Consider the following 19,561-nt stretch of genomic DNA (forward strand, 5'->3'; position numbering starts at 1 on the left):
CCCTTCACATTCTGTGATCCTGCGCGCGGATCGTGCCGGAACGGTAGAACGGCTCCGGACCCGCGGCAACGGGGCACGCCGCTCGATCCTCCCGCCGCGCCCGGTGGGCCGACGGGTCTGCATCCTGTGTGCCCAGGCAGCACACCAGGTATGCCGGTAACCACCCGTAGTGACGCCGTACGGCCGGACTTCGGTTGTCCCGATCCGGCCATTCGGGTCAGCGGGAACCGGCCCGCCGGCCCGCCAAACCCGGCCGACACGGCCGCCCCCGGCCCCGTACACTGACCGAAGCGAAAGGCGTGGAAAGGGACGAGTAGCGCCGCACGCAGCCAAGAGCGACCCGGGGACGGTGGAAGCCCGGGGGTGTGCGCGACGCGAAGATCACCCCGGAGCCGCCGGAGGAAAGCCGCAGGGCGAGTAGAACCGGCATCGCGTCCCCAATCGAGGGGGTCCAGGAGGCGCCGCCTCCCGGGCCAAGAAGGGTGGTACCGCGGGAGCGTAAGCTCTCGTCCCTTCGTCGGAGAACACGGAAACACGTGACAGTCCGCCGGAGGCACCACCGATGACGCCGCAGTACCGCCAGGTACCCGCCCAGGTCGACCTTCCCGCTCTCGAGCACGAGGTGCTCGGCTTCTGGAGCGAGAACAAGATCTTCTCCCGCTCCCTCGAACAGTCCGAGGGGCTGCCCGAGTGGGTCTTCTACGAGGGCCCGCCGACCGCCAACGGCATGCCCGGCGCGCACCACATCGAGGCCCGCGTCTTCAAGGACGTCTTCCCCCGCTTCAAGACCATGCGGGGCCACCACGTGACCCGCAAGGCCGGCTGGGACTGCCACGGCCTGCCCGTCGAGCTGGCCGTCGAGAAGGAACTCGGGTTCACCAGCAAGCAGGACATCGAGGACTACGGCATCGCCGAGTTCAACGCGAAGTGCCGCGAGTCGGTGACCCGCCACACCGACGCCTTCACCGAGCTGACGACCCGCATGGGCTACTGGGTCGACCTGGAGGACGCCTACCGCACGATGGACCCGCAGTACGTGGAGTCCGTGTGGTGGTCGCTGCAGCAGATCTTCGACAAGGGCCTGCTGGTCCAGGACTACCGCGTCGCCCCCTGGTGCCCGAAGGACCAGACCGGCCTGTCCGACCACGAGCTGGCGCAGGGGTACGAGACGGTCGTCGACCCCTCCGTCTTCGTCCGCTTCCCGCTGACCTCGGGCCCGCTCGCGGGCGAGGCCGCCCTCCTGGTCTGGACGACCACCCCCTGGACCCTGGTCTCCAACACCGCCGTGGCCGCGCACCCCGACGTCACCTATGTCGTGGCGACCGACGGCGCCGAGAAGCTGGTCGTCGCCGAGCCGCTGCTGGAGAAGGCCCTCGGCGAGGGCTGGACCGCCACCGGCACCCGCTTCACCGGCGCCGAGATGGAGCGCTGGACCTACGAGCGCCCCTTCGACTTCGTCGAAATCCCGGACGCGCACTACATCGTCAACGCCGAGTACGTCACCACCGAGGACGGTACCGGCCTGGTCCACCAGTCCCCCGCCTTCGGCGAGGACGACCTCAAGGTCTGCCGCGCCTACGGCCTGCCCGTGGTCAACCCGGTCCGCCCCGACGGCACCTTCGAGCCCGAGGTCCCGCTCGTCGGCGGCGAGTTCTTCAAGAAGGCGGATGAGAAGCTGGTCGCGGAACTCCAGCGCACCGGCCGCCTCTTCCGCCACGTCCCGTACGAGCACAGCTACCCGCACTGCTGGCGCTGCCACACCGCGCTCCTCTACTACGCGCAGCCGTCCTGGTACATCCGCACGACCGCGGTCAAGGACGCGATGCTGCGGGAGAACGAGAAGACCAACTGGTATCCGGAATCGGTCAAGCAGGGCCGCTTCGGCGACTGGCTGAACAACAACGTCGACTGGGCGCTCTCCCGCAACCGCTACTGGGGCACCCCGCTCCCGATCTGGCGCTGCGAGGAGAACCACCTCACGTGCGTCGGCTCCCTCACCGAGCTCGGTGAGCTCACGGGCACCGACCAGTCCGCCCTGGACCCGCATCGCCCGTACATCGACGACGTCACGTTCACCTGCCGCAGCGAGGGCTGCGAGCTCACCGCCGTCCGGGTCCCCGAAGTGATCGACGCCTGGTACGACTCCGGATCGATGCCCTTCGCGCAGTGGGGCTACCCGCACCGCAACAAGGAGGTCTTCGAGAAGAGCTACCCCGCGCAGTTCATCTCCGAGGCGATCGACCAGACCCGCGGCTGGTTCTACACGCTGATGGCCGTCGGCACCCTGGTCTTCGACCGGTCGTCCTACGAGAACGTGGTCTGCCTGGGTCACATCCTCGCCGAAGACGGCCGGAAGATGTCGAAGCACCTGGGCAACACCCTGGAGCCCATCGCGCTCATGGACCAGCACGGCGCCGACGCCGTCCGCTGGTTCATGGCGGCCGGCGGCTCGCCCTGGTCCGCCCGCCGGGTCGGCCACGGCACGATCCAGGAAGTGGTCCGCAAGACCCTCCTCACCTACTGGAACACCGTCGCCTTCCAGGCCCTGTACGCCCGCACCGCCGGCTGGACCCCCGGCGCGGGCGACCCGGCCCCGGCCGACCGCCCGCTGCTGGACCGCTGGCTCCTCGGCGAGCTGCACACCCTCACCCGGGACGTCACCGAGTCCCTGGAGTCGTACGACACCCAGCGCGCGGGCAAGCTGCTCTCCTCCTTCGTCGACGACCTGTCCAACTGGTACGTCCGCCGCTCGCGCCGCCGCTTCTGGCAGGGCGACGCCGCCGCGCTGCGCACCCTGCACGACGTGGTGGAGACGGTCACGCGGCTGATGGCCCCGCTGACGCCGTTCATCACCGAGCGCGTCTGGCAGGACCTCGTCGTCCCGGTCACCCCGGACGCGCCGGACTCCGTCCACCTCGCGTCCTGGCCGGTGGCCGACGAGTCCGCGATCAACCCGGTCCTCTCCGAGCAGATGCTGCTCGTCCGCCGCCTGGTGGAGCTCGGCCGCGCGACCCGCGCGGAGTCCGGCGTCAAGACCCGCCAGCCGCTCTCCCGCGCGCTGGTGGCGGCCGCCGGCTTCGAATCCCTCGACCCGGCGCTGCACACGCAGATCACCGAGGAACTCAACGTGATCTCCCTCGCCTCCCTCTCCGAGGTCGGCGGCTCCCTGGTCGACACCACGGCCAAGGCGAACTTCCGGGCCCTGGGCAAGCGCTTCGGCAAGGGCGTCCAGGACGTGGCGAAGGCCGTGGCGGCCGCCGACGCGGCCGCCCTCTCCGCGGCCCTGCGCGACGGCACCGCCTCGGTGGAGCTCAACGGTGAGCGGATCCCGCTCTCCCCGGACGAAGTGATCATCACCGAGACCCCGCGCGAGGGCTGGTCGGTCGCCTCCGACTCCGGCGCCACCGTCGCCCTGGACCTGGAGATCACCCCGGAACTCCGCCTGGCGGGCCTGGCCCGCGACGCGATCCGCCTGATCCAGGAGGCCCGCAAGAACTCGGGCCTGGACGTGGCGGACCGCATCGCCGTCCGCTGGCAGTCGGCGACCGACGACCTGACCACGGCCCTGACCGAGCACGCCACGCTCATCTCCGACGAGGTCCTCGCCACGGACTTCTCCTCCGGAGAGCCGGACACCACCTACGGCGAGCCCTTCACGGACGACCAGCTGGGCCTGACCTTCCGGCTGCGCAAGCAGTAGCGACGACCGAAGGCCGCCTCTCACCTGTCCAGGTGGGGGGCGGCCTTCGCCACGTCCGGGCTCGAACGCAAGGGGGCCGGGGCCGCAACCATCCGCGCACCCGGGCAGCAAAACGGGCCGGGCCCCAAGGGAGGAAAACTCCCCAGGGGCCCGGCCCGTACCGCTTGGCTCAGCGGCCGGCGACTAGTTGTCGTCTTCGTCGATCAGGAACCCACGCATCGGCGTAGGCGCCTGCTGCAGCGGCTGCGGCCCCTGCGGCCGCACCGGCGCCATCGGCTGGGTCATCGCCGGCGACATCTGCTGCTGGCCGCCGTACGTCGGGTTCGGGCCGCTGTGGCCCATTCCCTGGTTGCCGTACGACTGGTTCTGGCCGCTGTTGTGGCCCATCGCACCAGCACCGGCCGAAGCCATGCCACCGCCCATGGACCCACCCATCGTGCCGCCCATGGAGGGGGCGGGGAGCGACGGCGCAGCCGAGGACCGCGGCGGAGCCAGCGAGTCGTCCGCCTGGGTCTCCAACTGACGCAGCTGGCTCTCCAGGTAGGACTTCAGGCGGGTCCGGTACTCGCGCTCGAAGCCGCGCAGGTCTTCGACCTTGCGCTCCAGCGTGGCGCGGGCGGACTCCAGCGAGCCCATCGCGACGCGGTGCTTCTCCTGCGCGTCCCGCTCCAGGGCGTCAGCCTTGGCACGGGCGTCCCGCTCCAGGCCCTCGGCGCGGCTGCGCGCCTCGCCGACGATCTTGTTGGCCTCGGAACGGGCCTCCGCGATCGCCTGGTCGGCGGTCTGCTGCGCCAGCGAGAGCACCCGGGCCGCGCTGTCGCCGCCGGGCGACTGCTGCTGCATCGGGTGGCCCTGCTGCTGCATCGGATGCTGCTGCTGCATGGGGTGCTGCTGCTGCATCGGGTGCTGCTGGCCCATGTTGTTCTGGCCCATGTTCTGGCCCATCGGACCCTGACCCATCGGACCCTGGCCCATGGGGCCCTGGCCCATCGGACCGGGACCGTGCTGCTGCTGGGCGCTCGGCCCGGCCGGCAGCTGCAACGCGCCGGACTGCTGCTGAGGCTGCCCCATCTGCTGGGGCGGACCCATCTGCTGCGGCGGCACGGGCTGCGGTCCGGATATGGCGGCGGGGACCGGACGGTCCTGCGATTCCGGCTTGCGCATGCCCTGCTGCTGGTTCTGGGCGGCGGCTCGGGTGGCCGCGGCCAGTTTGGCGCGCAGGTCCTCGTTTTCTCGTAGGAGCCTGGTCAGCTCTCCCTCGACCTCATCGAGGAAGGCGTCGACCTCGTCCTCGTCATAGCCTTCTCGGAGGCGGACGGTCGTGAACTGCTTGTTCCGCACGTCCTCGGGGGTCAGCGGCATCTCTTCACCTCAACGTGATCGTCGACATATCGGGAGTCCGCATCGTTCATCACAGACTCCCGACAACGCGGAGCAGGATGAGCACGATGATCATCAATACGAAGAAGGACAGGTCGAGCGCCACGCCCCCGAGACGCAGCGGCGGAATGAACCGCCGCAGAAGCTTGAGTGGCGGATCGGTGACAGTGTAAGTGGCCTCGAGGACCACCACCATCGGCTTCCCAGGTTGCCACGAGCGCGCGAACTGGAAGACGTAATCCATCACCAACCGGAAGATCAGCACGATCAGGAAGCACATCAGCACGATGTAGAGCACCTGTAGTGCGTAGCTCATCGCGCTTCCCTCTCCCCTGCTCGCCTTCGGCCTGTCGGCCGGATTTCCTCGGTGGTGGTGCTCAGCTCTGGTTGAAGAACCCGCCCTCGGCGATGCGGGCCTTGTCCTCCGCCGTGACATCGACGTTAGCAGGCGACAGCAGGAACACCTTCTGCGTCACCCGCTCGATGCTGCCGTGCAGGCCGAAGACCAGGCCGGCGGCGAAGTCGACAAGGCGCTTCGCGTCCGTGTCGTCCATCTCCGTCAGATTCATGATCACCGGTGTGCCCTCGCGGAAGTGTTCCCCGATGGTACGGGCTTCGTTGTAGGTGCGGGGGTGAAGTGTGGTGATCCGGTACGGCTCACGCTCGGACACGACCTTGGGCATGATCACCGGTGCGTTCTTCTCCATGCTGTGGCGTTCGGGTGTGATGGACGCCACTGGGGCGATCCGCGGTTCGCGGGGGGCGGGCGCATGGACGAGTCGTGCCGGTTCGTCCTGTTGTGGCTGGTGCTGGGCGAGCTGATTGTGCTGATTGTGCTGACTGCGTGGCCTGTGGTTGCGCTCAGGCTCCGGCTCGGGTTCGAACTCGTCGTCGGGATCGAATCCCGGGCCGTCGTACCCGTCGTCCTCCACGAGGCCGAGGTAGACCGCCATCTTGCGCATCGCGCCGGCCATGCTCTGCGTCCTCTCAGCGGGGAAAGACCATATTTATTGCTGTGGTCCGACTTGGTTGGTGACGTTACCGGAGCCCGGGACGGACTCCGAGTACCGCAGTACCGACGCGTACATGTGTCGCTCCCGCCGCCACCGCCTGTTCCAGGTCGGCGCTCATCCCTGCGGAGACCATGGTGGCAGCCGGATGGGCCGCGCGCAGGCCGGATGCGATTTCCGCCAGCCGATCGAAGGCTGCGCGGGGTTGGCCCCGGTAGGGGCCCTCGAGCGGGGCGACGGTCATCAGCCCGTCGAGCCGGAGGCCCGGCGCGGCGGCGATCGCGTCGGCGAGGCCGTCGACGACGTCGGGCGCGACTCCGCCCCTGCTGCCCTGGGTCCCTGACTCGGCGTCAAGGGCGACCTGGACCAGGCAGCCCACCTCGCGGCCGCGGGCGGCGGCCGCGGTGGACAGCGCGCCGACCAGTCGGAGCCGGTCGACGGAGTGCACGACATCGGCATAACCGACCACGGAACGGACTTTGTTGGTCTGCAACTGGCCCACGAAGTGCCAGGTCAACGACAGATCAGCACAGGCGGCCGCCTTCGGGGCGGCGTCCTGGTCGCGGTTCTCCGCGACCTGCCGAACGCCGAGTTCCGAGAGAAGACGCACATCGCTCGCGGGGTACGTCTTGGTGACCACGACGAGGGTCACGTCCTTGCGGTCGCGTCCCGCCGCGTCGCACGCGGTGGCGATGCGCTCCTCGACCCGGGCCAGGTTCGCGGCCAGTTCGGCCCTGCGATCCGTCACTGCCTCGCTCACGTTCCTTCAATCAATGCGATGGTACGAACATGGGATATCTCACCCGCAGCCGTACCGAAACGGGCGAGTGGGCGGATACACAGCGAACGGCGCTCATCGCGCCCTCCTCGTAGGGAGGGACGGATGCGCGCCGTTCACCGAGAGGCCGATTACGGCCACTTCACGAACAAAAGGACAAGAAGGTCACTTCACCCGGAGAACTGAGGGAAGGTCACTTCAGGAAGTCGGGTACGTCCAGCTCCTCGGCCGCCGAGTCCTGGTAGGGACGGGCCGGCGGCACGTGCGGCGGGGTGACCGGGGTCGGCGGCGCGACCTCGGCGACCGGCTCCGGCTCCTCGGCGCGGACCGGCACACTGCCGAGACCGCTGTAGGAGGCCGGGCGCGGGACCTCGGGCTGGCCGCCGACCCGGGCGGGGGCGGCCGAGGGGGCCTCCTCGCGGGCGCCGTACGCGCCGAGCACCTTGTCGCGGCTGCCCTTGGGCGGCGGCTGGCCGCCGTCGAAGCCGGGCCGCGATGACGGTGACCCGGACCTCGTCGCCGAGCGCGTCGTCGATGACGGCGCCGAAGATGATGTTGGCCTCGGGGTGCGCGGCCTCGCTCACCAGCTGGGCCGACTCGTTGATCTCGAACAGGCCGAGGTCGGAGCCGCCGGAGATGGAGAGCAGCACACCGCGGGCGCCGTCGATGGACGCTTCGAGCAGCGGCGAGGAGATGGCCATCTCCGCTGCCGCGACCGCGCGGTCGTCGCCACGGGCCGAACCGATGCCCATGAGGGCGGACCCGGCTTCGGACATCACGGACTTCACGTCGGCGAAGTCCAGGTTGATGAGACCCGGGGTGGTGATCAGATCGGTGATCCCCTGCACACCCGACAGCAGGACCTGGTCCGCGGACCGGAACGCGTCGAGCACGCTGACCTGGCGGTCCGAGATGGACAGCAGCCGGTCGTTGGGGATGACGATGAGGGTGTCGACGTTGTCGCGGAGACCGGCGATGCCGTCCTCGGCCTGGTTGGCGCGGCGGCGTCCCTCGAAGGTGAAGGGCCGGGTGACCACACCGATCGTCAGGGCGCCCAGCGAGCGCGCGATGTTGGCGACCACGGGCGCGCCGCCGGTGCCGGTGCCGCCGCCCTCACCCGCGGTGACGAAGACCATGTCGGCGCCCTTGAGCACCTCTTCGATCTCTTCGCGGTGGTCCTCGGCGGCCTTGCGGCCGACATCCGGGTTCGCGCCGGCGCCGAGGCCGCGGGTGAGTTCGCGGCCGACGTCGAGCTTGACGTCGGCGTCGCTCATCAGGAGGGCCTGCGCATCGGTGTTGATCGCGATGAACTCGACGCCCTTGAGACCGACCTCGATCATCCGGTTGATGGCATTGACGCCACCGCCGCCGATTCCGACGACCTTGATGACTGCGAGGTAGTTCTGCGGTGCTGCCACGTCGAAGGCCTCTCGCCTCGAGTTACGTATGCCTGTGGGACGGTCGGTACGCTCGCCGGTGCTGCCCCGAACCCCCTAACGCTGAGGTTTAGGGTTACCAGTATGCCTGTCCCTTGCGTTCCTTGGGACAGGACACTAAGTCGACAAGCGGTGTGCGTTCAACGAACACGCCGAACCTCCCGTTTTTCTTTTGACCCTATGTGATCACGGCCCGGTCGGGCGAACCAGGGGGCGAACCGGGATACCCGGCGTCAACTTCCCGATGCGGCGGGGGCGCTGGGAGCGCTTACATCGAATCTGTTGGCGTTTTTCGCCACCTTCATCAAGGCGGTCAGCACCTCCGCCTTCCGGGTGCCGTCCTCCGCGCTCCCCCACACCACCGTCCGGTCGCCGGACAGTTCGACGATGACGCTGTCGTAGGACCGCATCCTGATGACACGGGCATCCTTGCGGATGGAATCGGGGAGGTCCGCGGAGACTTCGACAGCGGCTTGCAGCAAGGCCTTTGTCCCGAAGTGCAGAAGGCTCGCCGACTGATCCGCGGTCAATTCCACGAGAGGCGCACCGGCCGGCGCGGTGACGACGGTGGCGAAACGCACGCCTTCCGCGTCCACTTCGATGAACTTCCCGCCGCTTTTGAGTACCGCGGAAGGCGCTCTCTCGGTCACTTTCAGGTCGATCGTGTGCGGCCAGTCGCGTTCGACGGTCACCGCGGCGATCCGCGGCAGGGCGGCGAGCAGCCGGCGTTCGACGGCGCCGGTGTCGACCGAGGCGAGCGGGCCCCGGAGCGGCACGTCCGCGGCGGCGAGCACCTGGTCGGGGGTGAGCACCTTGGTGCCGCTGACCGTGACGTCCTCGGTCCGCAGCCAGGACGAGCCGTAGACCAGCCAGCTCCCGACGGCGGCCGGCACCGTGACGAGGACGAGCAGGAGCAGCACGGCGCGGCGCACGCGCTTGCGGCGGGCGGGCAGGCGACGCGCGGGGGCGGCCGGCGCCGCGTTCTCGCCGCGCTCCGCGGTGGTCGGTCCGGCCATGCGTTCGCCCTCTCCTGCGCCCTGACCACCCCTGGTGCATGACCAGGGGCCGCCCCTGGGCGGGCCGGCGACCTCGTCGGCCGCCCGGCCCGCCCGGGGGGCTCCTATCCTGCCCGGCGGGCGGCGATCGCCTCGTACACCATGCCGACCAGCAGGTCGTCGGCGTCGGGGCGGCCGAACTCGGCGGCGTGCCGGGACATCTCGTACAGCCGGTGCGGATCGGTGAGCACCGGGAGCACGTTGCCGACGACCCAGTCCGGGGTCACCTCCGCGTCGTCCACCAGCAGCCCGCCGCCGGCCTTGACCAGCGGCTGGGCGTTGAGGCGCTGTTCGCCGTTGCCGATGGGCAGCGGGACGTAGGCGGCCGGGAGGCCCACCGCGGACAGCTCGGCGACCGTCATCGCGCCGGCCCGGCAGAGCATCATGTCGGCGGCCGCGTAGGCGAGATCCATCCGGTCGATGTACGGAACCGGCCGGTAGGGCGGCATTCCGGGCATGTTGTCGGCGATCGGGAGTTCGTTCTTCGGGCCGACGGCGTGCAGGATCTGGACGCCGGACTGCTGCAGTCGCGAGGCGACCGTGGCGATCACCTCGTTCAGCCGGCGTGCGCCCTGGGAACCGCCCGAGACCAGCAGCGTCGGAAGGTTCTGGTCGAGCCCGAAGTAGGCCCGCGCCTCGGCGCGCACGGCGGCCCGGTCGAGAGTGGCGATCGTCCGGCGCAGCGGAATGCCGATGTAGCGGGCGTTGCGCAGCTTGCTGTCGGGGCTGCTGACCGCCACGCCGTGGGCGTAGCGGGAGCCGATCTTGTTGGCGAGGCCGGGGCGGGCGTTGGCCTCGTGGACGACGATCGGCACGCCGAGCCGCTTGGCGGCGAGGTAGCCGGGCAGCGCGACGTAACCGCCGAACCCGACGACCACATCGGCCTTGGTGCGCTCCAGGATCTGCTCCGCGGCCTTGATGGTGCCGCGCAGCCGTCCGGGGACGGTGATCAGTTCGGGCGTGGGGCGTCGTGGCAGCGGAACGGCCGGGATCAGCGCCAGTTCATAGCCGCGCTCCGGGACAAGCCTGGTCTCCAGGCCCTTTTCCGTTCCGAGCGCCGTGATTCCTACCGTCGGATCCTGCCTGCGCAGGGCATCGGCGAGCGCGAGCGCAGGCTCGATGTGGCCGGCGGTCCCCCCGCCGGCGAGTACGACATGCACCGAAATTCACCGCTTCCCGGACGGCCGTCGTTTGACGAACCGCCTCATCGTCCGTGTCATCACTCCGGGCCCGCGCACGGCCAGTGCCGCTCGCGCCCCGGGCTCACTCCTCGCGAAGGAGATGAGCAACCCGATCGCGAACATGGTCGGCAGGAGGGCCGAACCTCCGTAGGAGAACAGCGGAAGCGGGACTCCGGCGATCGGCAGCAGGCCGAGCACCGCACCAATGTTGATCACGGCCTGGGCCGTGATCCAGGTTGTCACGCCACCCGCTGCGAACCTGACGAAGGGGTCCTCCGTACGACCGGCCACGCGGATACCCGCATAGCCTAGGGCCGCGAAGAGGGCGAGAACCGACAGCGTCCCCGCGAGACCCAGTTCCTCCCCGGTGACGGCGAAGATGAAGTCGGTGTGCGGCTCGGGCAGTTCGCCCCACTTTTCCATACTCGCGCCCAGTCCGGAACCGAACCAGCCGCCGGAAGCGAGCGCGTAGATCCCGTGCACGGCCTGCCAGCACTGGTCATTGGCGCCCGGATCGCTCGCCGCGATGCAACCGAGCCGTGACATCCGGTTGGGGCTGGTCCTGATGGCGAGGAACGCGAGGAACGCGGCGCCGGAAAGCACTCCCACGAACAACCGGGTGGGGGCGCCGGCCAACCACAGCAGGCCGAAGAGAATCGCGGTGAGGATGATCGTGGTGCCCATGTCGCCGCCGAGCATGATCAGGCCGAGCACCATGAATGTCACGGGCACCAGGGGAACCAGCAGGTGCTTCCACTGGACCAGCAGGTTCCGGTCGCTCTTGCGGGCCAGCAGGTCGGCGCCCCACAGGACGAGCGCGAGCTTGCCGAATTCGCTGGGCTGCAGCTGGAAAGGGCCGCCGAGCGAGATCCAGTTGGTGTTGCCGTTCACCGTCTGCCCTATTCCCGGCACCTGGACCAGGCACATCAGGAAAACGGCGCCGAGCAGCAGCGGATACGCCAGCGCGCGGTGCACCTTGACGGGCATACGGGCCGCGGCGATCAGCAGCACGGTGCCGATGGCGGCGGCGAGCAACTGCTTGCGGAAGTAGAACGTGGACGGGTAGCCGTAGCGCAGCGCCTGGATCATCGACGCGGAGTAGACCATCACCAGCCCGAGGACGGTGATGAGCAGGCTTCCGCCGAGAATCAGGTAATAAGCGGTCAGCGGCCGGTCCCAGGCCGCCTGGAGGCGGTCGTGGAGCCTGCGTGGCCCTGCCAGGGGACCGGACCGCCGGGCGGAAACGTCTCTGCGCGGGGGAACGGGCCTGGCGGGGCCCGCCGCGACGCGTTTGGCGGGCAGCACGCGGGCCGCCCCTTCGCCGGAACGGCGTTCGACGCCGCGGGCGGCGGAACGGTCTGCCGTCATGCGTCCCCTCCAGTGGTGCGGCGCCGGGGGTCGGTGACCTGGTGAGGTCGTCAGCGGCGCGGGGACGCCCGGCTACTTGTCGTGTCCCGCGCTCTCGGGTGCCAGGGCCCGTACGGCCTCGGCGAATGCCTCGCCACGTTCCCCGTAGTTGGTGAACATGTCCATGGAGGCGCAGGCCGGTGCCAGCAGGACCGTGTCACCGGGCCGGGAGAGCTTCCTCGCCGCCTCCACCGCCGCGGACATCGCCCCAGTGTCGGTCCGTTCCAGGTCGGTGACCGGGACCTCGGGGGCGTGTCGCGCGAGTGCTTCGCGGATCAGCGCGCGGTCGGCGCCGATCAGCACCACACCGCGCAGCCGCGGGGCGGACCGGGCGACCAGCTCGTCGAACGTGGCGCCCTTGGCGAGGCCGCCGGCGATCCAGACGATGGACTCGTAGGCGGCCAGCGAGGCCTCGGCCGCATGGGTGTTGGTGGCTTTGGAGTCGTCCACGTAGGCGACCTCGTCGACGGTCTCCACGAGCGCGATGCGGTGGGCGTCGGGCCGGAAGGCGCGCAGCCCGTCGCGCACGGCGGCCGGTTCCACGCCGAAGGCCCGGGCCAGCGCCGCGGCGGCCAGCGCGTTGGCGATGTTGTGCGGGGCGGGCGGCTGGACGTCGGAGACCTCCGCGAGCTCCTGGGCGTTCTTCTGCCGGCCCTCGACGAACGCCCGGTCGAGCAGGATGCCGTCCACGACGCCGAACTGCGACGGGGCCGGGCTGCCGAGGGTGAACCCGATCGCACGGGCGCCCTCCTCCACGTCGGCCTCGCGGACCAGCGCCTCGGTGGCCGGGTCCGCGGTGTTGTAGACGCAGGCGACCTGGTTGCCCTCGTAGATCCGGCCCTTGTCGGCGGCGTACGCCGCCATGGAGCCGTGCCAGTCCAGGTGGTCGGGCGCAAGGTTGAGCACCACCGCGGAGTGCGGCCGGACGCTGGGCGCCCAGTGCAGCTGGTAGCTGGAGAGTTCGACGGCCAGGACGTCGTACTCCTCCTTGCCGAGCACGGCGTCCAGGACCGAGACGCCGATGTTGCCGACGGCGGCGGTCCGCAGGCCCGCGGCCCTGAGGATGGAGGCGAGCATCTGGACGGTGGTGGTCTTGCCGTTGGTGCCGGTGACCGCCAGCCAGGGCGCCGGCTTCCTGCCGTCCGCACCCCGCAAGCGCCAGGCCAGCTCCACGTCGCCCCACACCTCGACGCCGGCCGCCTCGGCGGCCGCGAAGAGCGGGCTCGTGGGCTTCCAGCCCGGGGCGGTGACGACGAGCGCGGTGCCCTCGGGGAGGGTGTCGCCGTCGCCGAGGCGCACGGTGACGCCCAGCTCCCGCAGCTCCTCGGCCTCGGCCCGCGCCCGCTCGTCGTCGCCGCTGTTCACCACGGTGACGACGGCACCCAGGGCGTGCAGCGCCCGGGCGGCCGGGACGCCGGAGACGCCCAGGCCGGCGACGGTGACGCGGACTCCCGCCAGCTCGTCCGCGAGCGGGTGCGGCGCTGTCACGAGGCGGCCACCCAGCCGGCGTAGAACAGGCCGAGGCCGATGGCCATGCACATGCCCTGGATGATCCAGAACCGGACCACGACCAGGACCTCGCTCCACCCCTTGAGTTCGAAGTGGTGCTGGAGTGGCGCCATCCGGAAGACCCGCTTGCCGGTGAGCCGGAAGGAGCCGACCTGGATGACCACGGAGAGCGTGATGAGGACGAACAGGCCGCCGAGGATCGCCAGCAGCATCTCGGTGCGCGAGCAGATGGCCAGGCCGGCGAGGGCGCCGCCGAGGGCCAGCGAGCCGGTGTCGCCCATGAAGATCTTGGCCGGTGAGGTGTTCCACCACAGGAAGCCGAAGCACGCGCCCATCAGGGCCGCGGCGACGACCGCCAGGTCGAGTGGGTCCCTGACCTCGTAACAGGCGCCGTTGGCGCTGAGCGGGGCCCCGCACCACTGGCCGTACTGCCAGACGCCGATGACGGTGTAGGCGGCGAAGACCATCACGGAAGCGCCGGTGGCCAGACCGTCGAGGCCGTCGGTGAGGTTCACGCCGTTGGACATCGCCAGGATCATGAACAGCGCCCAGATGACGAAGATCACCGGCCCTATGGTCCACCCGAAGTCCTGGGTGAACGACAGCTTGGTGGAGGCCGGCGTCTGGCCGCGCGAGTCCGAGAAGTTCAGCGCCAGGACCGCGAACGCGATGCCGACGATGAGCTGGCCGCCCAGCTTCGCCTTGGCCCGCAGGCCCAGGCTCCGCTGCTTGACGATCTTGATGTAGTCGTCCAGGAAGCCGACCAGGCCGAGGCCGGCGGTCAGGAACAGCACCAGCAGACCCGACATGCTCGGCCGCTCGCTGGTGATCACCTTGGTCGCGGCATAGGCGACCAGGGTCGCCAGGATGAACGAGATGCCGCCCATCGTGGGAGTGCCGCGCTTGCTGTGGTGGGCCTTCGGACCGTCGTCGCGGATCATCTGCCCGTAGCCCTTGCGGGCCAGCAGGCGGATCAGCAGCGGGGTGCCGATCAGCGACAGGAAGAGACCGAGCACACCGGATACGAGAATCTGCTTCATCGCGCGGCGACCTCGCCTTCGGTGCCGTCGAGCAGCGCCAGCGCCACGCGCTCCAGACCGACCGACCTAGATGCCTTCACCAGCACGACGTCCCCCGGGCGCAACTCGCTGCGCAGCAGGTCGATCGCCGTCTCCGCGTCGGACACGTGCACCGACTCCTCACCCCACGAACCCTCGTTCTTGGCGCCCATATCCAACCAGGCGGCTTCCGAGCCGCCCACGGCCACGAGCTTGCTGACGTTGAGCCGGACGACCAGTCGCCCGACCGCGTCGTGCTCGGTGAGGGACTCCTCACCGAGTTCGGCCATCTCGCCGAGCACCGCCCACGTACGGCGCCCGCGCCCCATGGCGGCGAGCGCGCGCAGAGCGGCTCTCATGGAGTCGGGGTTCGCGTTGTAGGCGTCGTTGACGACCGTCACGCCGTCGGGCCGCTCGGTGACCTCCATGCGCCAGTGCGACAGGGTTCCCGCGGCGGAGAGCGCGGTGGCGATCTCCTCGACGGGCATGCCCAGTTCACCGGCGACGGCGGCCGCGGCGAGCGCGTTCGACACGTGGTGCTCACCGTACAGGCGCAAGGTCACTTCGGCGCACCCGGTGGGTGTGCGGAGTGTGAAGAGCGCCTGACCTCGGTCGTTGAGCCGGACATTCTCCGCGCGGACGTCGGCTTCGGCCGCTTCGCCGAAGAGCACGACGCGGGCCGTGGTGCGCGAGGCCATCGCGCGCACCAGATGGTCGTCGGCGTTGAGCACCGCCACTCCGCCGTCCTCCGCGGAGGGCAGCGACTCGACGAGTTCGCCCTTCGCGATGGCGGTGCGGTCGCGGCCGCCGAACTCGCCGATGTGCGCGGCCCCGACGTTCAGGACCGCGCCGATCCGCGGCGGCGTCAGCTCCGTCAGGTACCGGATGTGGCCGATCCCCCGGGCGCCCATCTCCAGCACCAGGTGCCGGGTGGACTCGTCGGCGCGCAGCGCGGTGAGCGGCAGCCCGATCTCGTTGTTCAGCGAGCCGGGCGTCCACACCGTGGGAGCGTGCCGTTCCAGCAGTTGGGCCATCAGGTCCTTGGTGCTGGTCTTGCCGGCGGAGCCGGTGAGGGCGACGGTGGTCGCGCCGAGCCGTGCGATGACGGTCCTGGCGAGCGCCCCGAGCGCGGCCACCACGTCCTCGACGACGATCGCGGGCACGCCGAGGGGACGGGAGGCGAGTACCGCCACCGCTCCGTCCTTCACGGCGCCCACCGCGTAGTCGTGGCCGTCCACGCGCTCGCCGGCGAAGGCGGCGAACAGTGCGCCGGGCACCACCTCGCGGGAGTCGATGACCACGGGGCCCGTCACGCGCCTCCCTGGTTCCGGTATGTCGTGCATGCTCCCGCCGACCGCGTCAGCGACCTCGGCGAGGGTGAGTGGGATCACAGCTGTTCCTGGTCCTTCTCGATGGCGGCGCGCAGTACTTCCCGGTCGTCGAAGGGGCGTACCACTCCGGCGATGTCCTGGCCTTGTTCATGGCCCTTGCCCGCGACCAGCACGATGTCGCCGGGCTCGGCGCGGGCTACCGCGATGGCGATGGCGGCGGCCCGGTCGGGCTCGACGATGACGTGCCCGCGTTCGTGGGCGGGTACTTCGGCTGCTCCGTTCAGCATCGCGGCGAGGATCCCGAGCGGGTCCTCGGAGCGCGGGTTGTCGGACGTCAGCACGGCGGTGTCCGCGAGCCGCGCGCAAGCGGCGCCCATCGGGCCGCGCTTGAGCTGGTCGCGGTCGCCGCCGCAGCCGAGCACGGCGTGGATGCGGCCCTCGGTGGTCTTGCGCAGGGCGCGCAGCACGGACTCGACGGCGTCGGTCTTGTGGGCGTAGTCCACGACCGCGAGGTAGGGCTGGCCCGCGTCGACGCCCTCCAGCCGGCCGGGGACCCCGGGAACGGCGGCGACGCCGTCCGCCGCCGTCTGCGGGTCCACTCCCGCGATGACCAGCGCGGTGATGGCGGCGAGCGTGTTGGCGACGTTGAAGGGGCCGGGCAGCGGGGCGGCGGCCCGCGCCGTCTCGCCCTTGGGCCCGGTGACGGTGAAGGTGCTGCCCAGCGGACCGGTCTCGACGTCGGTGGCGCGCCAGTCGGCGTCCAGGTCCCCCGCGGCGGAGAACGTGGTGATGGGGACCCCGGCCTCGGCGACGAGCCGGCGGCCGTAGGCGTCGTCCAGGTTGACGACGCCGACCCGGCTGCGCTGCGGGGTGAACAGCCGCGCCTTCGCCTGGAAGTAGTCCTCCATGCCCGAGTGGAATTCCATGTGCTCGGGGCTGAGGTTGTTGAAGACGGCCACGTCGAAGACGGCGCCGTCCACCCGGCCGAGCACCAGCGCGTGGCTGGAGACCTCCATGACGACCGACCGGACGCCGCGCTCGTGCATGACGCCGAACAGCGCCTGGAGGTCGGTGGCCTCGGGGGTGGTGCGCTCGCTCTTGATGCGCTCGTCGCCGATGCGCGACTCGACCGTGCCGATGAGGCCGGTGGCTTTACCGTGGACGGCCCGCAGGCCGCCCTCGATCAGGTAGGCCGTCGTGGTCTTGCCCGAGGTTCCGGTGATGCCGATCTGCAGCAGCGCCTCGCCCGGTTCGTCGTAGATCCAGGCGGCCAGCGCGCCCATCCGGGAGCGCGGGTCGTCCACGGTCAGCACTGGCAGGCCGGTGGCCGCGGCGCGCTCGGCGCCCGCCGGGTCGGTGAGGATCGCGACGGCGCCCAGGTCCGCGGCCTGGGCGGCGAAGTCGGCGCCGTGGAAGCGGGCGCCCGGCAGCGCCGCGTAGACGTCTCCGGGGCGTACCGCCCGCGAGTCGTGGGTGATGCCAGTGGCGGGGGCGCCGTCCGCGGGCGGTTCCGCGCCCAGCCGCGCGGCCAGTTCCGCCGGCGCTTTGGGTCGGACTGCGGACGGGCGGGGCGCACCCGGCTGTTGGTGAGGGGACTGATCAGCATGTGGCACGGCGGTGAGGTTACCGGGCCCGCCCCGCTCGGAGCCAAAAGACCCCCGGCCCCGGCCGGGGCGGTCGCCGTCGGATGTGATCGTTGTCACCTCTTCGATGGGTCGAACTCGACGGGCAGGTGCGGCGCCTCCGCGCCGGAGGGCGCGGCCTGCAGGGATTTGAGGGCGAATTCCATGACCTGCTTGAAGACCGGGCCGCAGATCTGCCCGCCGAAGTAGCTGCCACTGGTCGGGTTCTGGATCACGCAGGAGACGGTGACCCGCGGCTTGTCGGCGGGTGCGAAACCCAGGAACGAGGCGGTGTAGCCCTTGTACCGGCCGGTGGCCGGGTCCACCCGGTTGGCCGTGCCGGTCTTGCCCGCGACCCGGTACCCGGCGATGCGCGCCTTGCTCCCGGTGCCCTGTTCGTCGCCGACCACGGACTCGAGCATCGTCGCCAGCGTCTTGGCGGTCTTCTCGCTGACCACCCGGGACGTCTTGGGCGTCTCGGATGGCACGAACCGGCCGTCGGGGCCGGTGATGCCGCGGATCAGGCTGGGCTGCACGCGGACGCCGCCGTTGGCGACCGTCGAGTAGACGGAGGTGGCCTGCAGGGCGTTGAGCGACAGGCCCTGGCCGAATGGGATCGTGTACTGCTGGGAGGCGTTCCACTTCTGCGGCTTGGCCAGGATCCCGCGGGTCTCGCCGGGGAAGCCGAGCCCGGTGGGGTCGCCGATCCCGAACTTCTTCAGGTACGAGTACAGCACCGCGTTCGCCTCCGGCTGGGTCTTGCCCAGCTGGCCGGTGGCCAGGATCGTGCCGATGTTGCTGGACTTGGCGAGCACCCCGTTGAGGGTCAGCGACCAGGTGCCGTGGTCCACGTCGTCGTGGAAGACCCGGTCGGCGCGCGGCAGGGTGCCGGGGACCGTGACGTGGGTCTCCGGCGTCGCGACGCCCTGGTCGAGGACGGCGGCCATCGACATCAGCTTGCTGACGCTGCCGGGCTCGTAGGCGTCCTGGACGGCCGCGTTGCCCAGGGTGCCGGTGCCGGCGTGCGCGAGGTCGTTCGGGTCGTAGCCGGGGGCGTTGGCCATGGCGAGGATCTCGCCGGTGCGGGTGTCCTGGACGATGACGTAGCCGCGGTCCGCCTCGGACTTCCGCACCTGCGCCGTGATGGCGCTCTGCGCCGCCCACTGGATGTCGCGGTCGATGGTCAGCTGTACGTCCGAGCCGGGCACGGCGGGGTGCTCCTGGATGCCGGCGGTCGGGACCTGCCGGCCGCTGGACTGTGCGTAGCGGATCCTGCCGGCCTCGCCCGCCAGCTCCCGGTTGAGCATCGCCTCCAGACCGCCGCCTCCGGCGCCCTCACCGTTGACGAAGCCGATCACCCCGGCCGCGAGGTCGCCGCCGGGATAGACCCGCTTGGTGTGCGGATCGCTGAAGACACCGGCCAGGACGTCAGCGCCGTTGTTCTTGGCGGCCTTGGCGCTCAGCACCCGCTTGAGGTCCTTGATCTGGTTCCAGACCTGCGGGGACTGCTGCCGGGCGATGACCTGGTAGCGGGAGTTCGGGGTGGTGAGCTTCCTCGCGATGGTTTTGGCGTCGCCGCCGACGATCGGCGCGAGGAGCTCGGCCGCCTGCGCGGGCGCGTCCGCGGTCTTCGTCTGGGCGGAGGTGAAGAGGAACGGGTCGGCGGTGATGTCGTACGCGTCGACGGTCGACGCCAGATCGGTGCCCGTCCGGTCGGTGATGGCCCCGCGGTCGGCGGCGACGGTGTGCGTGACCCAGCGGTTGACGTCCGCCTTGGCCGCGTACGCGGGCGCGTCGACGGCCTGCACCTGCAGCAGCCGGACGACGAACGCGAGCATCACCAGTGTCAGCGCGACACTGACGAGCCGCAGCCGGGGCTTGGGCCGGCCCAGCCGCAGCGGGGCCGAGGGACGTGGCGGGCGCGGACGGCGGGCGGCGGGCCCGCGGTTCCCGCCCGGGGCGGGGCGCGCCGGCCGCCTGGCGCCGGGCGACCGCTGGGAGCCCTGGCCCGGCGCTCCCGGCGCGGCGGCCCTCCGCGGCCCTCCGGGTCCCGGCAGCCGTCCGCGCTGCGGGCGCCTCGGCTCACTCATGCGC

13 protein-coding genes and 1 pseudogene are annotated in these 19,561 nt (G+C 70.7%); 1 reads left to right on the top strand and 13 read right to left on the bottom strand.

All coding sequences use genetic code 11. From position 1 onward, the window contains the following. Positions 1-562: 562 nt before the first annotated feature. Positions 563-3,700 (top strand): isoleucine--tRNA ligase, encoded by a 3,138-nt coding sequence (gene ileS / locus M2266_RS09360; protein ID WP_277437753.1) that lies wholly within the window; start codon positions 563-565, stop codon positions 3,698-3,700. A gap of 183 nt (positions 3,701-3,883) precedes the next feature. Here ileS and M2266_RS09365 read toward each other — a convergent pair whose 3' ends face one another. From M2266_RS09365 to M2266_RS09425, 13 genes and pseudogenes are all read right to left on the bottom strand, one after another. After that, positions 3,884-5,062, bottom strand: a complete 1,179-nt coding sequence (locus tag M2266_RS09365; RefSeq protein WP_277437754.1) for a DivIVA domain-containing protein — start codon at positions 5,060-5,062, stop codon at positions 3,884-3,886. Positions 5,063-5,111: 49 nt separating this feature from the next. Further along, on the bottom strand, positions 5,112-5,396 hold the full coding sequence (locus tag M2266_RS09370) for a YggT family protein (RefSeq protein ID WP_138356950.1): 285 nt from the start codon (positions 5,394-5,396) through the stop codon (positions 5,112-5,114). A gap of 61 nt (positions 5,397-5,457) precedes the next feature. Then, positions 5,458-6,054 carry a cell division protein SepF gene (gene sepF / locus M2266_RS09375; protein ID WP_277437755.1) on the bottom strand — a complete coding sequence of 199 codons (597 nt, stop codon included), beginning with the start codon at positions 6,052-6,054 and terminating at the stop codon, positions 5,458-5,460. 64 nt (positions 6,055-6,118) lie between these two features. Next, positions 6,119-6,838: a YggS family pyridoxal phosphate-dependent enzyme gene (locus tag M2266_RS09380; protein ID WP_277441127.1), complete on the bottom strand. Its 720-nt coding sequence runs from the start codon at positions 6,836-6,838 to the stop codon at positions 6,119-6,121. 223 nt (positions 6,839-7,061) lie between these two features. Next, positions 7,062-8,286, bottom strand: a pseudogene (ftsZ, locus tag M2266_RS09385) (cell division protein FtsZ). Between the two features lie 251 nt (positions 8,287-8,537). After that, complete coding sequence (locus tag M2266_RS09390) at positions 8,538-9,320, bottom strand: FtsQ-type POTRA domain-containing protein (protein ID WP_277437756.1); 783 nt, start codon at positions 9,318-9,320, stop codon at positions 8,538-8,540. A gap of 104 nt (positions 9,321-9,424) precedes the next feature. Beyond that, complete coding sequence (gene murG, locus M2266_RS09395; RefSeq protein ID WP_277437757.1) at positions 9,425-10,519, bottom strand: undecaprenyldiphospho-muramoylpentapeptide beta-N-acetylglucosaminyltransferase; 1,095 nt, start codon at positions 10,517-10,519, stop codon at positions 9,425-9,427. Between the two features lie 6 nt (positions 10,520-10,525). Beyond that, positions 10,526-11,908 carry a putative lipid II flippase FtsW gene (ftsW, locus tag M2266_RS09400; RefSeq protein ID WP_277437758.1) on the bottom strand — a complete coding sequence of 461 codons (1,383 nt, stop codon included), beginning with the start codon at positions 11,906-11,908 and terminating at the stop codon, positions 10,526-10,528. 72 nt (positions 11,909-11,980) lie between these two features. Continuing rightward, positions 11,981-13,435, bottom strand: a complete 1,455-nt coding sequence (murD, locus tag M2266_RS09405; RefSeq protein ID WP_277437759.1) for a UDP-N-acetylmuramoyl-L-alanine--D-glutamate ligase — start codon at positions 13,433-13,435, stop codon at positions 11,981-11,983. Next, positions 13,432-14,496 carry a phospho-N-acetylmuramoyl-pentapeptide-transferase gene (mraY, locus tag M2266_RS09410; RefSeq protein WP_277437760.1) on the bottom strand — a complete coding sequence of 355 codons (1,065 nt, stop codon included), beginning with the start codon at positions 14,494-14,496 and terminating at the stop codon, positions 13,432-13,434. The genes murD and mraY overlap by 4 nt, the downstream gene beginning before the upstream one ends. Beyond that, on the bottom strand, positions 14,493-15,905 hold the full coding sequence (gene murF, locus M2266_RS09415) for a UDP-N-acetylmuramoyl-tripeptide--D-alanyl-D-alanine ligase (protein WP_277437761.1): 1,413 nt from the start codon (positions 15,903-15,905) through the stop codon (positions 14,493-14,495). The genes mraY and murF overlap by 4 nt, the downstream gene beginning before the upstream one ends. After that, positions 15,902-17,548, bottom strand: a complete 1,647-nt coding sequence (locus M2266_RS09420; RefSeq protein ID WP_277437762.1) for a UDP-N-acetylmuramoyl-L-alanyl-D-glutamate--2,6-diaminopimelate ligase — start codon at positions 17,546-17,548, stop codon at positions 15,902-15,904. Before M2266_RS09420 ends, murF begins: the two co-directional genes overlap by 4 nt. Then, positions 17,545-19,557: a penicillin-binding protein 2 gene (locus M2266_RS09425; protein ID WP_277437763.1), complete on the bottom strand. Its 2,013-nt coding sequence runs from the start codon at positions 19,555-19,557 to the stop codon at positions 17,545-17,547. The genes M2266_RS09420 and M2266_RS09425 overlap by 4 nt, the downstream gene beginning before the upstream one ends. Positions 19,558-19,561: the final 4 nt, after the last annotated feature.

Source organism: Streptomyces sp. SPB162, assembly GCF_029504575.1.
In the GTDB taxonomy this organism is placed as follows: domain Bacteria; phylum Actinomycetota; class Actinomycetes; order Streptomycetales; family Streptomycetaceae; genus Actinacidiphila.